We start from the raw sequence: 17,752 nt of genomic DNA, 5'->3' as shown, positions 1-17,752 counted from the left end.
TTCTCCCGCCTAAATCTTGGTGGACTGCGGCATGCCGAACAGGCCGGTCGGTTTCATCCAGAGAATGATCAGCAGGATGGTGAAGGCGAACAGGTCGCGGTACGTGGACGGGAACACGGTGACCACGCCCACCTCGATGAAGCCGAGCAGGAAGCCGCCGTAGAACGCGCCCCGGATGTCGCCGATGCCGCCCACGACCGCCGCGATGAACGCCTTCCAGCCGATGAGCATGCCCATGAACGGCTCGAGCACCGGGTAGGACATGGCGAACAGCAGCCCGGCCAGGCCCGCGAAGCCGGAGCCCAGGATGAAGGTGAAGACGATGATCTGGTCGATGGGAATGCCCATGAGCGGGATGGCGAATTTATCATAGGATATTCCGCGCATGGCCATGCCGATCTTGGTCTTGGTGACGATGAAATTGAGGATGACGAAGACGGCGATGGCGGCCACGATGACGATGACCTTCAGGTTGGTGACGGTCACGCCGCCGATGTCCCAGATGGTCTTGTGGACCAGTTCGGGGAACTTCAGCCGGCTGGCGCCGAGCACGGCCAGGTTGGAGTATTCGAGGATCAGACCGCACATGAGCGCGGTGATGACCACGTAGAGGCGGTGGGCTCCCTTGCGCCGCAGCGGGCGGTAGGCCACACGCTCCAGGGTGACGCCCACGCAGGCGGTCAGGAACATGGTCAGCGGCACGGCGAGCAGGAAGGTCACCATGGGCGACAGTCCGAGCACCGGGCCGAGCAGGAACCCGGCCACGAAAAACGCGATGTAGGCGCCGACCATGAAGATATCGCCGTGGGCGAAATTGATCAGGCGCAACACGCCGTACACCAGGGTATAGCCCAACGCGATGAGCGCGTAGAAGCTTCCCCACTGCAGGGCGTTGATGATGTTCTGAATGATGAAGTCCACGATAGCCTTCCCTGGGAAATTTCTGAGGATTTCGGGCCGCTGGGCGCCCCCGGCCCCGGAGGTGTATACAAGAGCGGGGGCCATCGGCCCCCGCTCACCTAAGCCGGTGTATTCAAAGGTCTACGGGCAGACGGACTGCTCGAAGACGAATTCGCCCTGGTCGGAGATCTTGACCACCACGGCGCACTTGATCGGGTCGCCCTGAGCGTCGAACTTGGACGTGCCGGTGATGCCGTCGAAGGACTTGATGGCGGCCAGGCCGTCGCGGATGAGCTGGCGTTCCTTGCGCGGGTTGGAATCAACCTTGCCGGCGTTCTGGATACCCTGAACGAGCAGGCCGATGGAGTCCCAGGTCAGGGCCGCGTAGTCGGCCGGGGTGGAACCGTAGGCCTTCTCGTAGCGGTCGATGAAGACCTTGGTGGCGCCGGTGGCGCCGGCGGCCGCGTAGTGGGTGGAGAAGTAGTTGCCGTAGCACTGCTCGCCGCAGAGCTTGATCAGGTCGGGGGTGCCCCAGGCGTCGGAGCCCATGAAGGGACCCTGGTAGCCGAGGTCACGCGCCTGCTGCACGATCAGAGCGACCTGGTTGTAGTTGTCGGGGACGAAGATGAAGTCCGGGTTGGCCTTGATGATGGTGGTCAACTGCGCGGAGAAGTCCTGGTCCTTGGTGCCGTGGGACTCGAAGGCCACGACCGGGCCGAGGCCCTTCTTCTCCCAGGCGGCCTTGAAGATCTCGGCCAGGCCCTTGGAGTAGTCGTTGGACACGTCGAACAGAACGGCAGCGGTCTTGGCGCCGAACTTCTGGGAAGCGAAGTCGGCCGCGACCGGGCCCTGGAACGGATCCAGGAAGGCGGCGCGGAAGACCCACGGACGGTCCTTGGTGGTGTCGGGGTTGGTGGACCACGGGGTGATCATCGGGGTGCGGTTGTCGTTGCAGGTGCCGCCGGCGGGCACGGCCTGCTTGGAGGAGTTGGGGCCGATGATGGCGACAACGTTCTCCTGTTCGATCAGCTTGAGGGCCGCGTTGACGGCGGATTCGGCCTTGGACTCGTTGTCCATGTAGACGAACTCGAGCTGATACTTCTTGCCGCCGACCTCGAGGCCGCCGGCGTCGTTGATGTCCTTGAGGTACATCTCGGCGGCCTTCTTGGAGCCGTCGCCGACCTCGGGAATGTCGCCCGTCAGGGGCAGGTTGAAGCCGATCTTGATGGTGTCGGCGGCGAAGGCGGGAACAATCATCATGGCGCTGACGATGCAGGCCAGGGCCAACAGGCCCATTTTACGCAAACTCAGTTTCATTACTCCTCCTCTCATAGGAATTATGGTTGCTGGTTGAAACAATGGTTTTTCTTACACCAAAAGGGGGATGAGAGGAAGGGGTTTTCGGCAATACATTTTTGCAAATCTGGCGGTATGGTTGAATAAATTGCGCAGTTCTTGGGGAAAAAAACCCGAAATTTCTCAAAAAGAAATTTTTGGGGGAATAAAATTTTTCATTAATGTGAGAAAAGGCTCGGAGAGGGGGTGGCCAGGGCTCGGGGTTTTCGCCGGAAGTGAAGACCGGCCGCCGCTTCGGGCGCGAAAAAGGGCCGGCCCCTCGTGGGAACCGGCCCTTTTTCGCGGGGTCGCCCGCGCTGTGCCGCCCGGCGCTACGCGGTGCAGTCCGGGGCGTCTTCCTTGTTCTTGTTGCGGCGCTTCTTCCTGGCCTCGGCCTTGTCTTCCTCCTCCTCGCGCAGGGCGCGGCGCAGGACCTTGCCGACCATGGTCTTGGGCAGCTCGGTGCGGAACTCCACCTGGCGCGGAACCTTGTAGTTGGCCAGCTTCTCGCGGCAGAACGCGATGACGTCGCAGCGCTCCAGCTTTTCGCCGTCCTGGACCACCACGTACGCCTTGACGATCTCGCCGCGCGCCTCGTGGGGGATGCCCACGGACACGGCCTCCTTGATCTTGGGGTGGCTGTGCAGGACCTCGTCGATCTCGCGGGGGTAGATGTTGTACCCGCCGGAGATGATCAGGTCCTTCTTGCGGTCCACGATGTAGAAATAGCCTTCCTCGTCCATGGTGGCGATGTCGCCGGTGTACAGCCAGCCGTTTCTGAGCACGTCGGCCGTGGCGTCGGGCCGGTTGTAGTACCCCTTCATGACCTGCGGTCCCCGGATGACCAGCTCGCCGCGTTTGCCCGGGGGCAGGGGCTCGCCGCCCACGTCCATGTCCACGATCTTGGCGTCCGTGTCCGGGAAGGGCAGGCCGATGGAACCGTTCTTGCTCTTGCCCTCCAGGGGGTTGAAGTGGGTCACGGGCGAGGCCTCGGTCAGGCCGTACCCCTCGGTGATGGACGTGCCGGAGCGCTCCAGGAACTGCTCCATGTACTCCACGGGCATGGGAGCGGACCCGGACACGCAGACCTCGATGGACTTGAGGTCGTACTTGTCGATGTCCTTTTGCTGCAACAGCGAGATGTACAGGGCGGGCGCGCCGGGAAAGACCGTGGGACGGAGCTTGTGGATGCCCTTGAGCACGTCCAGGGGCACGTAGCGCGGGAACGGGGCCAGCGTCGCGCCCAGGCTGGTGGGCCAGGCCAGGCAGGTGGTCAGCCCATATATGTGGAAATAGGGCAGGATGCCGAGGAAGGTCTCCCGCTTCTTGCCCAGGGTGTGCATCATGGACTGGCACTGCTGCATGTTCGCGCCGATGTTGAAATGGGTCAGGATGCACCCCTTGGCCACGCCGGTGGTCCCGCCGGTGTACTGCAACAGGGCCATGTCGTCGGCCACCACCCGTTCGTTGGTGAACTTCTCGCGCCCCTTGGTCAGGGTCTTGAAGGGGAGCACGGACCTGCCGTCGTAGGGGACCCTGGGGCTGCTGCCGTTCTTTCTGGCCTGCAGGGCGTAGAGCACGTTCAGGGGGAACTTCAGCCCCTCGCCGATGGAGGTCACGAAGAATTTTTCCACCGGCAGGGAGTCGCGGAGTTTTTCGAGTTTGGGCCAGAGCAGGTCCAGGGTGATGCAGCAGCGCACCCCGGCGTCGTTGAACTGGTGGATGATCTCGGTCTCCATGTACAGGGGGTTGGTCATGACCCCCACGGCCCCGGCCCGGAGCACGCCCCAGAAGGCGATGATGGTCTGGGGCAGGTTGGGCATCATCAGCGCCACCCGGTCGCCCTTGCGGATGCCCGCCGCCCGCAGGTTGGCCGCGACGATCTCGGTCTGCGCCTTGAGCTTGGCGTAGGTTATCGACCAGTTGCGGAAGACGATGGCCTTGCGCTTGGGCCACTTGTGGGCGGCCCTGTCCAGGAACTTGAACAGCGGAATTTTCTCGTAATCCAAGGTCGGCGGCACATCCGGATCATAGGATTTGAGCCAGGGGCGGTCGAGTTGCTCCATGGGAGAGGTCCTTCAAGAGGTTTCGGTGGTGAAAATGTGCGGCGAACGTATATGAGGCCGGTCACGGGGTCAATATGGCGTGTTTCAAACGATCGGGGTCGAACTTTTGACGTTTTATCCGCAGGGGGCAAGGACTGTCCCCCGTGCGGCCTCCGTTGATGGGAAATGGTAAAATAAAATCCAATAGTCTCGGATTGTTAACGTACATTCTGGTGATCCAAGGAGAACGGCCCGCGCCCTTGGCAAACTCCTTGCAATCATCCACGCACTCCCCATCGGGGGAGGAAATCATTGCCCGTCGGGTAAAGTCGGGGCCCAAACGCGCCGATTATTCAATATGTCAACGATTGATCGACGGACGAGCCTTGTCGGAAGGCGGGGCCGACGGCCGGAAAACCCCCGGTCCGAGGCCGAGTTGACAGGGGTGGTGCCCATGCCTAGAGTGAAATCCTCGGCAGCGACGGACGCCACTTTGTGAGGATGCTTCATTGACCGAACGAATGACCGAGAAGTAGCATGGCTGAATACGCTGATAATGTGGTGACCGGAATGCTGATAACAGGAGGGTGCTACCTCAAGCCGAGCAAGAGCACCCGCGTCCTGGCCATCCTGGACGCCCTGTCCAGGGACTCCAGCCTGTCCCAGTACGAGCTGGGAAGGCGGCTGCACCTGTCCGGGGCCATGGTCAACCAGTATCTCAAGCAGTTGCAGGCCGACGGCCTCGTCGAATTCCTTCCTGTCAACGGCAAGAGCTACAACTACACCCTGACGGAACAGGGCCGCCGCTCGCGGCAACGGATGTTCTCGGACTACTCCTCGGAGACCGTCCGGCTCTATTCCACCATCAAGGAGTTCGTGCTCGACAAGCTCAAGGGCCTGGACAGCGAAGGCAAGCGGGACCTGGCGTTGTTCGGCGCGTCCGAGACCTGCGAGGTGGTCCTGTCGGCCCTGCGCGGCACCCGCTTCCGGATCAAGACCCTGCTGGACAACGACACCAAGAAACAGGGGCAGATTTTCAACGGGCACGTGGTTTCCGCACCGCATGTCCTGGATCAGGTGGACTGCGACGCCGTGGTCATCACCTCCTTTGGCAAGCAGGGCGAGATCTATGAACAGGTCAAGCCCTATTCCGAAAAGCGCGGATTTCAAATCGTGAGATTCTGATTATGAAACAGATCCAATCCGTCACATTGCGTTCGGGCGTCACCATCGGCATGGGCCATCCCTGCTTCGTGGTCGCGGAAATCGGCAACAATCATCAGGGCGAATTCAACATCGCCAAGCAGATGATCGACGAGGCCGCCGCCGCCGGGGTCCAGGGGGTCAAGTTCCAGAAACGGGACAGCGAGGCGCTGCTCACCCGGCAGGGCCGGGCCGCACCCTACACCGGCCCCAACAGCTTCGGCCCGACCTACGGCGAACACCGCGCCGCGCTCGAACTGTCCATCGACGAGATGGCCCGGCTCAAGGAATACTCCGAATCCATGGGTCTGGTCTTTTTCGCCTCGGCCTGGGACGACCCGAGCCTGGCCCAGATCTTGGACCTGGACGTGGAACTGCTCAAGATCAGCTCCGCCGAACTCGTCAACGTGCCCCTGGTGCGCAAGTACGCCAAGGCCGACATCCCTGTCATCCTGTCCACCGGCATGAGCGGCCTGGACGACATCGACGTGGCCATGGCCGAAATCCGCGCCTACCACGACGACGTCATCCTCCTGCACTGCAATTCCACCTATCCCTGCCCCGAGGAACATATCGGCCTGCCCGTCATGGAGGCCCTGCGCGAACGCTACGCCGTGCCGGTGGGTTACTCCGGCCACGAAAAGGGCATCGGCCCCAGCGTGGCCGCGGCCGCCCTGGGCGCGTGCGTGGTCGAACGCCATTTCACCCTGGACAAGACCCTCAAGGGCACCGACCACCAAGCCTCCCTCGAACCCGCGCAACTGGCCGCCATGGTGACCATGATCCGCGAGGTCGAAAAGGCCGTCCAGGTCAAGGGCAAGGTCGTCTTCCCCGACGAACAGGCCGCCGCCAAGAAGCTGCGCAAATGCATCGTCTTCTCCCGCGACCTGCCCGCCGGACATGTGCTCACCGAGGCCGACCTGACCACCCGCTGCCCCCGCGTGGGCGTCTCCCCGGTCCACTGGGACGAAGTCCTGGGCGCGGCCCTCAACCGCTCGGTCAAGCACGAGGAGCCCGTCCAATGGGATACCCTCAGCCTCAACCAACCCGTCTGCGCAGGCGCCGCCTCGTCGTAGACGTCGAGTAAGCGAAAAAAAGTGCGGACGCGTCGGGCGTGTCCGCACTTTTTTTGTCTCCCCCATCCCCCTTTCCCTCCCAAACTTTTTGCGCCGCTTCGCGGAGAGTGCGGGCGCAGGGGAGGGGCTGTTTTTATAGGGGCCCCGTATCGCCGTCCTTCGGCGTTCGCTCGCCCCTGCCGGAGGCGCCTAAAAAGTTTTGGAGATTCTCAAGAACCATCGCTCAAGGTTCTTAATCGGGTCTGGGGCGGGGCTCCAGCGGGGGTCGGGGCGGCGATCCGGCAGTGGAAGGCAAGAGTCTATACGCAAATTATCATTCATATCGGGCGTGGAGCGTGCTAGGAGGTGGGGCATGGCCGCAACCGTGCCGGAGGAGGGCGAATGAGTCAGACGGACATTCTGTTGGAAACGGGGACCAATGAGCTTGAGATCATTGAGTTCTTCATCGACGAGGTCACCCCGGACGGGGTGGAGCGGCAGTATTTCGGCGTGAACGTGGCCAAGGTACTGGAAGTGGTGGAGGCTCCCAAGGGGCTGGAGGGCTCCGAGGCGGCGGTGCACCCGAGTTTCCTGGGCACGATCCCGTTGCGCGATCTGATCCTGCCGGTGGTGGACCTGAGCGTCTGGCTGGACATGGAGCGCTCGCCCGCCGCGAACGAGCCGATCATCGTCACCGAGTTCAACGCCATGATCACGGGCTTCCTGGTTTCCGGGGTGACGCAGATCCACCGAGTCTTCTGGGCGGACGTGGAGCCGCCGAGCAAGTACGTGTCGTCCATGGAGTCCAACTGCATCACCGGCACGGTGAAGATCAAGGACCGGTTCGTGCTCATGCTCGACCTGGAGCAGGTCCTGGCCGATCTGGACGAGTCGGGCCAGACCCAGGCAAATTTGAGCAGCGTGGTCTCCGAAGAGCGCTACAGGGCGCTGGTGGCGGACGATTCCACTTCGGTGCGCCAACTGCTCGAGAATAATTTCAGCCAGGCCAATTTCGAGGTGACCCTGGTCCGCGACGGGGCCGAGGCCTGGGCCATCCTGGAAGACATCAAGATCAAGTGCGAGTCCGAGGGCACGAGCCCGCTGGATTATCTGGACGCCGTGGTCTCGGATGTGGAGATGCCGCAGATGGACGGCTATACCCTGACCCGCAAGGTCAAGGAGGACCCGGTTCTCAAAGTGTTGCCCGTGGTCCTGTTCTCCTCGCTCATCTCCAAGTCCGTGCTGCACAAGGGCAAGGCGGTCATGGCCGATGAGCAGGTCACCAAGCCGGAATTCCACGGCCTGACCGAGAAGGTCATCAACCTGATCCGGGGTTGGAACCGGGGCGGGGCCTCGGCCTAGCCGATCACCTCGTCCAGCTGCTTGCGCAGGGTGGACACGCCGCAGGAATGGTGCATGTAGACCGGCACATCCTTGCCGCGCACGGCGTCGAGTACGTCCTTGCGCGCCTTGTGGGACACCTTGTTGGTGAACATGACTACGAAATCCACCTGGCCCAGGGCCTTGGATATCTTCCGTTCCTTGCCGGTGAAGTGTTTCAGCTTGACCCCGCTCCGCTTCGCCTCGGTGACGTATTCCTGCTTCAGCCGGTCCATTCCGCCAATCAATGCTGCGCACATAATGCTCTTCCTCTGTATGAGATTGAAAATCGTTATCAATAAATACAGGGGGGAGCGGGGCCTGTCAACACCTGTTCGCGATTTCCTCGCGAGATGGCCCAAGCCGCTTAATCCGTGGAGGATTTTCGCAGCGCCTTGCCCTCGTGCCAGGCCCGTCCGACCTGTTCGCCCACGGCCCAGTAGCGGTTGTCGGGCATGGTCAGGGTGAAGGGCCGGACCTTTTCCACGTCCACATGCCCGTCGGTCAGGAAGCGTTCCTCGGTCCAGGCGGCCACCAGCTCACCGAGGAACAGGGTGTCGTTGGTCATGTCGAACCGCTCCTTGAGCCGGAACTCCATGGCCAGGGGACAGGCGCGGATGAGCGGGGCGTTTTCGAGCTCGCCGTAGTGGACCTCGAACAGCCCGGACTTGTCGGTCCGGTCGCCCGAGGCCAGCCCCACGTAGTCGGTCACGGCGACCATATCCACGGACGGGACGTTGATGGAGTACTGGCCCGTTGCGAGGATGGCCCTGTGGCTGGCGTGCTTCCTGTTGACCGCCATGCCCATGATGCACGGGTCGTAGTTGACCCGCGTGACCCAGGCCATGGCCATGAAATTAGGCCTGCCGTCGAGCATGGTTCCGAGGATGGTCTGCGGTTCGGGCAGGATGAAGGCGTTGTTGCCGATGTTGATCCGTTTGTTCATGTTCTCATCTCCTATGGTTTTGGGACGACATACAACCCCGATAGCCTAAAAAAAGAGGCGGAGCCAGCGGGTGGACTGCCGGGCCGTCTCACCGGGTGAGGGGGGCATGCGGTTTCCCGTGAGAGGCGGACCGGTTGGCTGATAAAGAAAAATCTTTTTCGCCGCATTGCCTTTTGTGTATACTGGCCGCCAAGACGGGCGCGCGGCCGGGGCGTTTGACATTTTTCTCGCAGGTCGCTATTTTTTTATTTTTATGACAAATTTTTATTGAGGGAGAACCGGTTTGGGTGGGAAAAATAATTCGGCACGGGCGATGATACGTCAATTCGTTCCGCTGGTCGCCTTTCTCGGCGCTTTTCTGGGCGAGAACTGCGAGGTGGTGCTGCACGACACTTCGACCAAGGAGAAGTCGGTGCTGGCTATCGCCAACGGGCACATCTCCGGCCGTAGCGAAGGGGCTCCGCTGACGGACCTGGCTCTCAAGTTCGTGGTCAACAAGGATTACGAGAAGCGCGACTGGGTCATGGGGTATACCACGCGCACGCGCGACGGTCGGCCCCTGCATTCCGCCACCTATTTCATCCGGGGGGATGATGGGGAACTGGCCGGGATGTTGTGCCTGAATATGGACACCTCCGATCTGGTGCAGGCCCGGGACATGCTGAACAAGGTCATCGCCGCCGTCGGGTTCGCGTCTTCGAAGGAAAAACAAAGCACGGACCACGCGGCGCACACCGAGACCTTCTCCGGCTCGATGGAGGAGCTGACCGAAAACCTTATCCGCCGGGTCGTGGCCGCGGCGCACATCCCTCCGGATCGCATGACCATTGCCGAGAAAATGGGCATCATGTCCACCCTCAATTCCCACGGCGTCTTTTTGCTCAAGGGCTCGATCCGGGTGGTGGCCGAGCACCTCGCCGCCTCGGAAGCCACCATCTACCGCTACCTGCAAAAGCTGAACGAGCAGTAACCGGCCTGAATCCCGCTGTACGTGGAGACCGGCGCGCCCCTGCAGTCCAATGCGGGGGCGCGCCGGTTTCTTTGTGGGTAATAAAAAATTATCTCACGTGATAATAATTTATTGACTCGTCGGTCATTCCCCGTTACTAAAAAATTATTGTGCTGCGAATAATCGCATCACACAGAATAACCCTTCAAAAGATAAGGAGATATCCCATGCACCAAGCTGTCAACAGCGATAAAGTCCCGGCGGCCGTCGGCCCCTACTCTCACGGGAGTGAGGTCGGCGGCCTCATCTTCACCTCGGGCCAGCTGCCCATCGACGCCGCAACCGGCGAAATGCCGGCCGGTGCCGCGGGGCAGACCAGACAGTCCCTGGAGAATGTGCGCCGAACCCTCGAAGCAGCGGGTTCTTCCCTGGATAAGGTCGTGAAGACCACCGTGTACCTGAAAAATATGGAGGACTTCGGCGCGGTCAATGAAGCCTATGCCTCCTTTTTCAGGGAGCCGTTTCCGGCGCGCAGTTGCTTCGAAGTCGCCCGCCTGCCCAAAGAGGCCCTGGTGGAAATCGAAGTTATCGCGGAAAAGTAGAGACCTTGCAGCACTTCCGCTTCAACAGGCTGTCCCGGTCGGGCCGGAGGGTCCGCCGGAACAGTTCATAACGCTAGGATAAAACGCCATGTCAACCAAGAGCAGATTCGGAGAGTTCGGGCTGATCTTCAAGCTCGTGTTCGGTATCGTCGTAGGTGTCGTCGTCGGCCTGTTCGCCAATGAGGCGATCATGGATGTCGTCGTTACCGCTAAATATGTCATGGGACAGTTCATTTATTACACGGTTCCGCTGGTCATCATCGCCTTCATCGCCCCGGCCATCACCCGCCTGGGCCACAATGCCAATAAGATGCTCGGCGCGGGCGTCGTCTTCGCCTATATATCCGCCGCCGCAGCGGCCACCATGGCCGCCGTGGCCGGATACGCCATCATTCCCCATCTTTCCATCGCCACCGAGATGGAAGGGCTGCGCGAACTGCCCAAGGTGGTTTTCCAGCTCAGCATTCCGCCCGTCATGCCGGTCATGACCGCCCTGGTGACGGCCGTGATGCTGGGCGTGGCCACCATCTGGACCAACGCGCGGACCTTCAGGGACGTGCTGGGCGAGTTCGAGAACATCATGATGCAGGTGGTTATCCGCATCGTCATCCCCGTGCTGCCTTTCTTCATCGCCGCCACCTTCGCGGGGCTGGCCTACGAGGGCAGCCTGACCCGCCAACTGCCGGTGTTCCTTGAGGTCATTGTCCTGGTCCTGGTGGGCCACTGGATCTGGCTGGCCGTGCTCTACACCGTCGCGGGCGTTGTCTCCGGCCGTAATCCCTTCGAGGTCCTCCGGCATTACGCGCCCGCGTACCTCACCGCCGTGGGCACCATGTCCAGCGCGGCGACCCTGCCCGTTTCCCTCGAATGCGCCCGCAAGTCCAAGGTGCTCAGCAAGGATACCGTGGAATTCATGATTCCGCTGGGCGCCACCATCCACCTGTGCGGATCGGTGCTCACCGAGACCTTCTTCGCCATGACCATCTCCATGATGCTCTATGGGCATCTGCCCGCCGTGGGCACCATGGTTCTCTTTATCCTGCTCTTCGGCATCTTCGCCATCGGAGCGCCCGGCGTTCCCGGCGGCACGGTCATGGCCTCCCTGGGCATCGTGGTCGGCGTATTGAGTTTCGACCCGGCCGGCGTGGCCCTGCTGCTGGCGGTGTTCGCCCTGCAGGACAGCTTCGGTACTGCCTGCAACGTTACCGGCGACGGCGCCCTGGCGCTGATGCTCGAGGGACTGTTCAACCGCCACGGCGAGCTGGACGAGGCACGGCGCGATGAGGAAGCGGCCGTCGCCGCGCAGAGTGCGGTTTCCCCGATGCAGGCCGAGCTGGAAGAAGCGCAGGGTTAACGAACGCAACGGGAGATTCCCATTATGTCAAAGAACGATTGGGCTCTATACCGAGCCATCCTCAATAAGGAAGTGGTGCCCGCCCTCGGCTGCACCGAACCGATAACCATATCGCTGGCCGCCGCGCGCGCCACGGAAACTCTGGGTGCCTTCCCGGAACGGGTGACCGTCCTGGTGAGCGGCAACCTGCTCAAGAACGGAATGGGCGTGGGCGTTCCCGGCACGGGAGCCACCGGCCTGGACATCGCCGCGGCCGTGGGCGTCACCGGCGGCAAGTCCGAGCTGGCGCTGCAGGTGCTCCGGGATCTCACCGAGGAGCAGGTCGAACAGGCCAGACGGCTGTTGGCCGAAGGCAAGGTCAGTATCGACGTCACGGATGCCGGCGAACTGCTGTATGCGGAAGTCACGGTGGCGGCGGGCGGCCAAACCGCTCGCTGTGTCATCGCCCGTGAACACGCCGGGATCGTGCTGGTCGAAAGAAACGGGGAGGTGCTGCTCGACAAACGTCAGCCCGCCCACGAGGAAAAGGACGAGGCCTGGCCTCTGACCATCCGCGAGGTCTTCGAGTACGCCACCGAAGCGCCTCTGGAGGATCTCGACTTCATCCTGGAAGCTGCGCGCATGAACCAGGCCGCAGCAGCCATGGGGCTGGAAAGCGACTGGGGCCTGCAGGTGGGGCGTTCCATGGACCGGGACCTCGCGCTGGGCCTGCGCTCGGACGACATCGTCTCCTATGCCACCAAACTGACAGCCGCTGCCTCGGATGCCCGCATGGAGGGCGCCCCCCTGCCCGTCATGAGCAACTCGGGCAGCGGCAACCAGGGCCTGACCGCCACGCTGCCCGTGGTGGCCTTTGCCATGCGGCGGGGCGACAGCGAGGAAGCGTTGGTCCGCGCCCTGATCATGAGCCACCTTGCCGCCATTCACCTCAAGCACCACCTCGGCAGGCTCTCCGCCCTGTGCGGCGCGAGCCTCGCGGCCACGGCCGCCGGATGCGGCATCGTGCTGCTCCTGGGCGGCGGCCTCAAGGAAGTGGAAAGCACCATCCGCAACACCGTGGGCGACATCGCCGGAATGATCTGCGACGGCGCCAAGACCTCCTGCGCCCTCAAGGTGGCGTCCTGCGTCGAGGCCGCCATCAACGCGGCCCTGCTGGCCATGAAGGGGATCTCCATTCCCGGCCGGGACGGCATCGTCGAGGACGACATCGAGGCCTGCATCCGCAACATCGGCCGCCTCGGGTCCGTGGGTATGGTCGAAACCGACAAGGTCATCCTGGACATCATGACCAGCAAGGGGAACGGACGGGCCGCCAAAGCGGTGTGACCGCCTGCCCGGAAGGGAACATTCCCTTGCCTCTCCCGACGGGAATCGGCCACGGCCGGTTCCCGTTTTTCTTTGGAAGGGGACCTAGTTCGCGGGTTCCCGGGCGTCGCCCTCGGGATCGGCTTCGGGCAGGGTGCACGCCTCGCAGTCCACCACGCGGTTGCCCTGGCCATGGTCGATGAGGGACGGGACCGAGCCGACCACCACGTTGACCCGGCCGCCGAGCAGGACCTGGCCCTTGAACCCGGTGAACAACCCCAGTTCGGTCCAGGCGAAGGTGTTGGCCGTGGCGGTCAGGGACTCGAAGGGATAGCAGAACAGGGCGTAGTTGGCCCGGCCGCGCACCCGGTTGTTGGCGAAGAACCCGCGCGAGCCGGTCTGGACCACACCGCGCGCGCCCCTGCCGCCGCCCATGACGATGTCGTTGCAGGTGGCTGTCAGGTCGTTGGCGTAGAGCAGCAGGCCGATGGAGTTCTCGCCGCGTCCCTCGATGCGGTTGCCGGTGATGACGATGCGGTTGTTCCGCGTGAAGTCGGTGCCGCCGGAAGTATCGAAATACCAACCAGCGACGATTCCGTTGGGGCCGAATTTGTTGGGGTAGGCTATTCCTTCGGTGTCTGTGGAGATGCGGTTGGACTGGATGCGGATGAACCCCTTGTCCTTGACCCCCAGCTCGTTGTCCAGGATTTCGATGCCGTTGCGTGAGGTGCGGTTGATCTCGTTGTCGCGGATGGTCATGTCCGCGCCCGTGGTCCAGTCGGCGAGCACGCCGTATCCGGCGGTCTCCTCCGGGTGGTCGTTGATCATCTCCAGACGGTTGTGCTCGATGAGCACCGTGCCCGTGACCGCGCCCTTGAGCCCGCCCTTGGAGTGGACCAGCCGGTTGCCGACCACGATTCCGGCCTGGAACGGCAGGGAATCGCCCTGGCTCCAGGTGATGGCCGCGTCCTTCGGGGTCACGTTGGTCACGACGCAGCCGCCGATCTCCAGCCCGCCCGCGTAGGCGAAGTGCAACGGCGTGCCCGTGGCCCCGTCGAAGCGCAGGTTGCGGACCACGATGAGCGGCCCGTCCTGGCTCGGCGGCGCGGTGTCCACGGGCAGGGGGGAGTAGATGGTCCAGTCGCCGCCAGAGATGGTGGTCAGCGGCTCGCCCGCCCCGTCCAGCCTGCCCAGGATGCGCACGTTCTTGGTGATCTTGACCCGCCCGTCCGCGCCGAAGTCGAACTGGCCCCGCAACCGGACCGTGCCGCCCTTGTCCAGCGCGGCCTGCACGTTGGCCACATCCCTGGCAGGGTCGCCCGTGCCGGTGACCACGGCGTCTTCCGCCAGCGCGGGCGCGATGAGGAGCAGGACGAGGAGCGGGGCAATGAAAAAACGGGACATGGGATCTCCGTGCGGCTGGGCGTTCAGGGGAGCGGCTCTGTCCGTCGTTTTATCCTCTTTGGCGGCGATGTTCAATCCGCTGTCCGTCTTTGCCGTGCAGGCCCCGGTTCGGTATCATATTATAATAGAAATTATCGTGTTCTTCACGAACCATTGGTCACACGATACACAAGGAATGTCCAATGGGGTTTAACGCCAGGGTTTGCCAGGGGGATAACAATGCGCTTGAGAACGAGAATGACGTTGATGCAAGTGGCCACCGTCGTGGTGGTCATAGTTGCGCTCAGCCTGCTCTCCATACAGGGGATGCGGGGGTATGCAGACGACCAGATGGAGAACTACCGAACCGAACAGATGGCGGCCGCGCGCCTGAATCTCGAAGACGCGGTCCAGATGGCGGAGGGGACTCTGAAAAGCTACTACGACCGCGCCCAGGACGTGGAGGGGCTGAAGCGCGACAGGCAGGAGGATTTGAAGCGCGTGGTCGACGTGGTCTACGGCCAGGTCAAGGACTACTACGACGCCAACGTGGACCGGCTGGACCGGGCCAGCCTGCTCCGTGGGCTGCGCCGCATAGTCGAGCCCGCGCGCTTCGACGGGGACAACTACGTCTGGGTGCAGAACCTCGACAACGTTATCCTTGCGCACCCGTCCGATGCCCTCCGGGACAAGGACATGTCCGGACTCAAGGACAAGAAGGGGTTCCCGATCATCGCGGCCATGAGCGACGTGGCCAGAAAGGACGGCCAGGGCGTGGTCGCCTACTGGTGGCCCAAGCCGGGAGAGGAAGAGCCCAAGCTCAAGATATCCTACGTCCGCCTGATACCCGAGGCGGGATGGGCCGTCGGCACGGGGGCCTGGATCGAGGACATTACCCAGGCCATGAAGAGGGAGGCCCTGCTTCAGGTGTCCAAGATGCGTCTTACGGACGGCAACTACTTCTGGATAACCGATATGGAGCCCACCATGCTCATGCACCCGCTGAATCCCGGCCTGGACGGAAAGGACGTCAGCCGTGAGCTGGACAGCAAGGGCAAGCCGTTCTTCGCGGAGATGGCCAAGGTCGCCAAGGCCGATGGTCAGGGGTTCGTGAAGTACTTTTGGACCAAGCCCGGAAAGCAGGGGGATTTTCCCAAGCTGTCCTTCGTCAAGCTGTTCAAGCCGTGGGGTTGGGTCGTGGGCATGGGCGTCTACGTGGACAACATCGACGCCCAGATCAACGCCAAGCAGGCCGACTTGGACAAGCGCATCAGGAGCATGATCTACCTGGTGCTGGGCATCGCCCTGCTGCTGGCCGTGCTCGGCGTGATCGCGGGCATGCTGAGCGCCCTCTCCGTGACCAGGACCCTGGGCGGCGAACCGGCCGACATCGCCGGTATGGCCGCGCGGGTGTCCGACGGGGACTTGACCCTGCCCAAGCCGGGCGACCGCGACCGGGGCGTGCTCGAATCCATGCTCCGCATGGCCGAGCGGCTGCGCGGCGTGGTCGGGGAGGTCCAGTGCGCCACGGACAACGTGGCCGCAGGCAGCGAGGAGCTCTCGGCCTCGTCCGAGACCCTGTCCCAGTCCACCGAGGAGCAGGCCGCCTCCATCGAGGAGGTCTCCTCCTCCCTGGCAGAGATCGTGGCCTCCATCCGCAAGAACGCGGACAACGCCGAAAAGACCAGCGAGATCGCGGACCAGACCAACCGGGAAATCCTCACCGGCGAGGAGTCCGTGCGCCGGACCGTGGGGGCCATGCGCGAGATCGCGGACAAGATATCCTTCATCGAGGAGATAGCCAGGCAGACCAACCTGCTGGCGCTCAACGCGGCCATCGAGGCGGCCCGGGCCGGAGAACACGGCAAAGGCTTCGCCGTGGTCGCCGCCGAGGTCCGCAAACTGGCCGAACGCAGCGGAACCACGGCCCAGGAAATCCGCGAACTGTCGGCCTCCAGCGTGCAGGTGGCCGAGCAGACCGGCGAACTGTTCGCCCGGCTCACCCCGGAGATCGCCAAGACCGCCGAGCTGATCAAGGACGTGTCCAAGGTCTGCTCTGAACAGAACCACGGGGTCAGCCAGATCGAACGGGCCATGAGCCAGCTGGATACGGTCATCCAGCAGAACGCCATGGCCTCCGAGGAGATGGCTTCCACCGCCGAGGAACTGGCCGGGCAGGCCACCACCCTGCAAACCGCCATGCACTACTTCCGGGTGGACAACCTGGACCAGATCTGCGAAAAGGCCGACTTCAAGGCCCTGCCTCCGGGCGGCGCGGCCTGATCGAATACATGAAAAAAGCCCCCTTTCCGCCAGTCGGAAGGGGGCTTTTCTTTCTTCGTGCGGGGTCAGTACCCCTGGCGAAATTCCGAAGTCCGTCTGCCCGCCTCCCGGAAGTTCCGGTCCCGCCCATTGATCTTGTCCTGCTCGAATACGGCCCTGGCCACGGCCTCGCACGCCGCGCCGAGGTCCGCCGCGCCCGCGCGGATCGCCCTGACCTGCGCGTTGAGCGCCGACTCCACCTTGCGCTGGCCCGCCCAGGACGGGTACAGCGCCCAGTACCGGGCCGCCTCGTTCGCCCGGCCCAGCTTGGCTGCGGCATACCCCGCGTTCAGGAACGCGTCCGGGATCTCCTTGCGTTCCACGCACTCGGCAAGCACGCGCAGCGCGTCCTCGTATCGCCCCGCGCGCGTGTAGCACACGCCCGCCATAGCCAGGTGCGAAGGCCGGACATCGCCCGGTTCCCCGGCGAAATATTCGTCATAGGCCGTCGCGCCCTCGCCGAAATACGTCTCGGCCTTGGCGAAGTCGCCCCGCGCCTCGGCCGCGCGCCCGCGCTCGAAGTTCTTTTTGCCCCTGGTCTCGGGGCGTATCAGCTTGGAGAAGAATGTCATGGTAAGCACAATAACGGTTTGCCGCGCCGAGGACAAGGGGGGGGGAGGGCGGCGGACGGGGCGCTGCCCCGGACCCCGCTGGGGCGCTGCCCCAGGCCCCGCCAGGGAACCTTTTGGGAAAAGGTTCCCTGGACCCTCCCAAACTTTTTGTGTCGCCTGCGGCGAAGGGGGGGGGCGGGAAGGGGGATGTTTGCGCGGGGAGATTGGCCGGACACGGGCAACCGCCCCGCCGTTTAGGGGAACTTGAGAAATTGGTATCGCGGCGTTTCCCTATGGTGAAAAGACAGACAAATCCTTGCTCTCATACAATCCGCGTAGCGGCACAAAAAGTTTAGGAAAAGGAGGGGATGGGGGTCCGGGGGAAGGGGAGGAAAGAACCCTTTTCAAAGGGTTTTTCCTCC

General features: G+C 63.0%; 15 protein-coding genes. 8 read left to right on the top strand and 7 right to left on the bottom strand.

Translation table 11 applies throughout. The features are described 5' to 3' along the window. Positions 1-9: 9 nt before the first annotated feature. The 3 genes from AB6M95_RS11280 to AB6M95_RS11270 all read right to left on the bottom strand — a co-directional run bounded on the left by AB6M95_RS11280 (position 10) and on the right by AB6M95_RS11270 (position 4,301). Complete coding sequence (locus AB6M95_RS11280) at positions 10-921, bottom strand: branched-chain amino acid ABC transporter permease (protein ID WP_371386852.1); 912 nt, start codon at positions 919-921, stop codon at positions 10-12. A 120-nt stretch (positions 922-1,041) separates the two neighbouring features. Further along, complete coding sequence (locus AB6M95_RS11275) at positions 1,042-2,217, bottom strand: ABC transporter substrate-binding protein (RefSeq protein WP_503366746.1); 1,176 nt, start codon at positions 2,215-2,217, stop codon at positions 1,042-1,044. A 350-nt stretch (positions 2,218-2,567) separates the two neighbouring features. After that, positions 2,568-4,301 carry a long-chain-fatty-acid--CoA ligase gene (locus AB6M95_RS11270; RefSeq protein WP_371386851.1) on the bottom strand — a complete coding sequence of 578 codons (1,734 nt, stop codon included), beginning with the start codon at positions 4,299-4,301 and terminating at the stop codon, positions 2,568-2,570. 516 nt (positions 4,302-4,817) lie between these two features. Here AB6M95_RS11270 and AB6M95_RS11265 point away from each other — a divergent pair. From AB6M95_RS11265 to AB6M95_RS11255, 3 genes are all read left to right on the top strand, one after another. Then, positions 4,818-5,465, top strand: a complete 648-nt coding sequence (locus AB6M95_RS11265) for a winged helix-turn-helix transcriptional regulator (RefSeq protein WP_371386850.1) — start codon at positions 4,818-4,820, stop codon at positions 5,463-5,465. A 2-nt stretch (positions 5,466-5,467) separates the two neighbouring features. Further along, on the top strand, positions 5,468-6,559 hold the full coding sequence (locus AB6M95_RS11260) for an N-acetylneuraminate synthase family protein (RefSeq protein WP_371386849.1): 1,092 nt from the start codon (positions 5,468-5,470) through the stop codon (positions 6,557-6,559). Between the two features lie 381 nt (positions 6,560-6,940). Continuing rightward, positions 6,941-7,900, top strand: coding sequence for a chemotaxis protein (locus tag AB6M95_RS11255; protein ID WP_371386848.1), 960 nt, complete (start codon positions 6,941-6,943; stop codon positions 7,898-7,900). Here the strand turns inward: AB6M95_RS11255 and AB6M95_RS11250 are convergent. Next, positions 7,897-8,178 (bottom strand): DUF2325 domain-containing protein, encoded by a 282-nt coding sequence (locus tag AB6M95_RS11250; protein WP_371386847.1) that lies wholly within the window; start codon positions 8,176-8,178, stop codon positions 7,897-7,899. The two genes, AB6M95_RS11255 and AB6M95_RS11250, sit on opposite strands and share 4 nt — an antisense overlap. Positions 8,179-8,285: 107 nt before the next feature. Then, on the bottom strand, positions 8,286-8,864 hold the full coding sequence (locus tag AB6M95_RS11245) for a flavin reductase family protein (RefSeq protein WP_371386846.1): 579 nt from the start codon (positions 8,862-8,864) through the stop codon (positions 8,286-8,288). Between the two features lie 313 nt (positions 8,865-9,177). On the opposite strand from AB6M95_RS11245, the gene AB6M95_RS11240 reads away from it, so the two are divergent. The 4 genes from AB6M95_RS11240 to AB6M95_RS11225 all read left to right on the top strand — a co-directional run bounded on the left by AB6M95_RS11240 (position 9,178) and on the right by AB6M95_RS11225 (position 13,095). Next, positions 9,178-9,834, top strand: a complete 657-nt coding sequence (locus AB6M95_RS11240) for a helix-turn-helix transcriptional regulator (RefSeq protein ID WP_371386845.1) — start codon at positions 9,178-9,180, stop codon at positions 9,832-9,834. Between the two features lie 206 nt (positions 9,835-10,040). Continuing rightward, entirely contained in the window at positions 10,041-10,415 is a 375-nt protein-coding gene (locus AB6M95_RS11235; protein ID WP_371386844.1) for a RidA family protein, read from the top strand. An 88-nt stretch (positions 10,416-10,503) separates the two neighbouring features. Further along, on the top strand, positions 10,504-11,769 hold the full coding sequence (locus tag AB6M95_RS11230; protein WP_371386843.1) for a dicarboxylate/amino acid:cation symporter: 1,266 nt from the start codon (positions 10,504-10,506) through the stop codon (positions 11,767-11,769). Positions 11,770-11,793: 24 nt separating this feature from the next. Then, positions 11,794-13,095: an L-cysteine desulfidase family protein gene (locus tag AB6M95_RS11225; RefSeq protein ID WP_371386842.1), complete on the top strand. Its 1,302-nt coding sequence runs from the start codon at positions 11,794-11,796 to the stop codon at positions 13,093-13,095. A gap of 84 nt (positions 13,096-13,179) precedes the next feature. On the opposite strand, the gene AB6M95_RS11220 is transcribed toward AB6M95_RS11225, so the two are convergent. Further along, positions 13,180-14,478: a right-handed parallel beta-helix repeat-containing protein gene (locus tag AB6M95_RS11220; RefSeq protein WP_371386841.1), complete on the bottom strand. Its 1,299-nt coding sequence runs from the start codon at positions 14,476-14,478 to the stop codon at positions 13,180-13,182. Positions 14,479-14,715: 237 nt separating this feature from the next. Here AB6M95_RS11220 and AB6M95_RS11215 point away from each other — a divergent pair, with 237 nt between their 5' ends. Next, a complete protein-coding gene (locus AB6M95_RS11215; RefSeq protein ID WP_371386840.1) occupies positions 14,716-16,740 on the top strand; it encodes a methyl-accepting chemotaxis protein in 2,025 nt (674 codons plus the stop codon). A gap of 65 nt (positions 16,741-16,805) precedes the next feature. Here the strand turns inward: AB6M95_RS11215 and AB6M95_RS11210 are convergent, their stop codons facing one another. Continuing rightward, positions 16,806-17,351 carry a tetratricopeptide repeat protein gene (locus AB6M95_RS11210; protein WP_371386839.1) on the bottom strand — a complete coding sequence of 182 codons (546 nt, stop codon included), beginning with the start codon at positions 17,349-17,351 and terminating at the stop codon, positions 16,806-16,808. Positions 17,352-17,752 lie beyond the last annotated feature (401 nt).

It is taken from the genome of Pseudodesulfovibrio karagichevae (assembly GCF_041414475.1).
Classification (GTDB): Bacteria; Desulfobacterota; Desulfovibrionia; order Desulfovibrionales; family Desulfovibrionaceae; genus Pseudodesulfovibrio; species Pseudodesulfovibrio karagichevae.
Note: the sequence above shows the minus strand (reverse complement) of the source record. Positions and strands in the feature narration are given on the sequence as shown.

Coding starts and splice junctions, on each gene's coding strand:
- AB6M95_RS11235 (WP_371386844.1), top strand. CDS start 10,041: ATGCACCAAGCTGTCAACAGCGATAAAGTCCCGGCGGCCGTCGGCCCC.
- AB6M95_RS11270 (WP_371386851.1), bottom strand. CDS start 4,301: ATGGAGCAACTCGACCGCCCCTGGCTCAAATCCTATGATCCGGATGTG.
- AB6M95_RS11265 (WP_371386850.1), top strand. CDS start 4,818: ATGGCTGAATACGCTGATAATGTGGTGACCGGAATGCTGATAACAGGA.
- AB6M95_RS11215 (WP_371386840.1), top strand. CDS start 14,716: ATGACGTTGATGCAAGTGGCCACCGTCGTGGTGGTCATAGTTGCGCTC.
- AB6M95_RS11255 (WP_371386848.1), top strand. CDS start 6,941: ATGAGTCAGACGGACATTCTGTTGGAAACGGGGACCAATGAGCTTGAG.
- AB6M95_RS11275 (WP_503366746.1), bottom strand. CDS start 2,217: ATGAAACTGAGTTTGCGTAAAATGGGCCTGTTGGCCCTGGCCTGCATC.
- AB6M95_RS11220 (WP_371386841.1), bottom strand. CDS start 14,478: ATGTCCCGTTTTTTCATTGCCCCGCTCCTCGTCCTGCTCCTCATCGCG.
- AB6M95_RS11245 (WP_371386846.1), bottom strand. CDS start 8,864: ATGAACAAACGGATCAACATCGGCAACAACGCCTTCATCCTGCCCGAA.
- AB6M95_RS11225 (WP_371386842.1), top strand. CDS start 11,794: ATGTCAAAGAACGATTGGGCTCTATACCGAGCCATCCTCAATAAGGAA.
- AB6M95_RS11230 (WP_371386843.1), top strand. CDS start 10,504: ATGTCAACCAAGAGCAGATTCGGAGAGTTCGGGCTGATCTTCAAGCTC.
- AB6M95_RS11240 (WP_371386845.1), top strand. CDS start 9,178: ATGATACGTCAATTCGTTCCGCTGGTCGCCTTTCTCGGCGCTTTTCTG.
- AB6M95_RS11250 (WP_371386847.1), bottom strand. CDS start 8,178: ATGTGCGCAGCATTGATTGGCGGAATGGACCGGCTGAAGCAGGAATAC.
- AB6M95_RS11260 (WP_371386849.1), top strand. CDS start 5,468: ATGAAACAGATCCAATCCGTCACATTGCGTTCGGGCGTCACCATCGGC.
- AB6M95_RS11210 (WP_371386839.1), bottom strand. CDS start 17,351: ATGACATTCTTCTCCAAGCTGATACGCCCCGAGACCAGGGGCAAAAAG.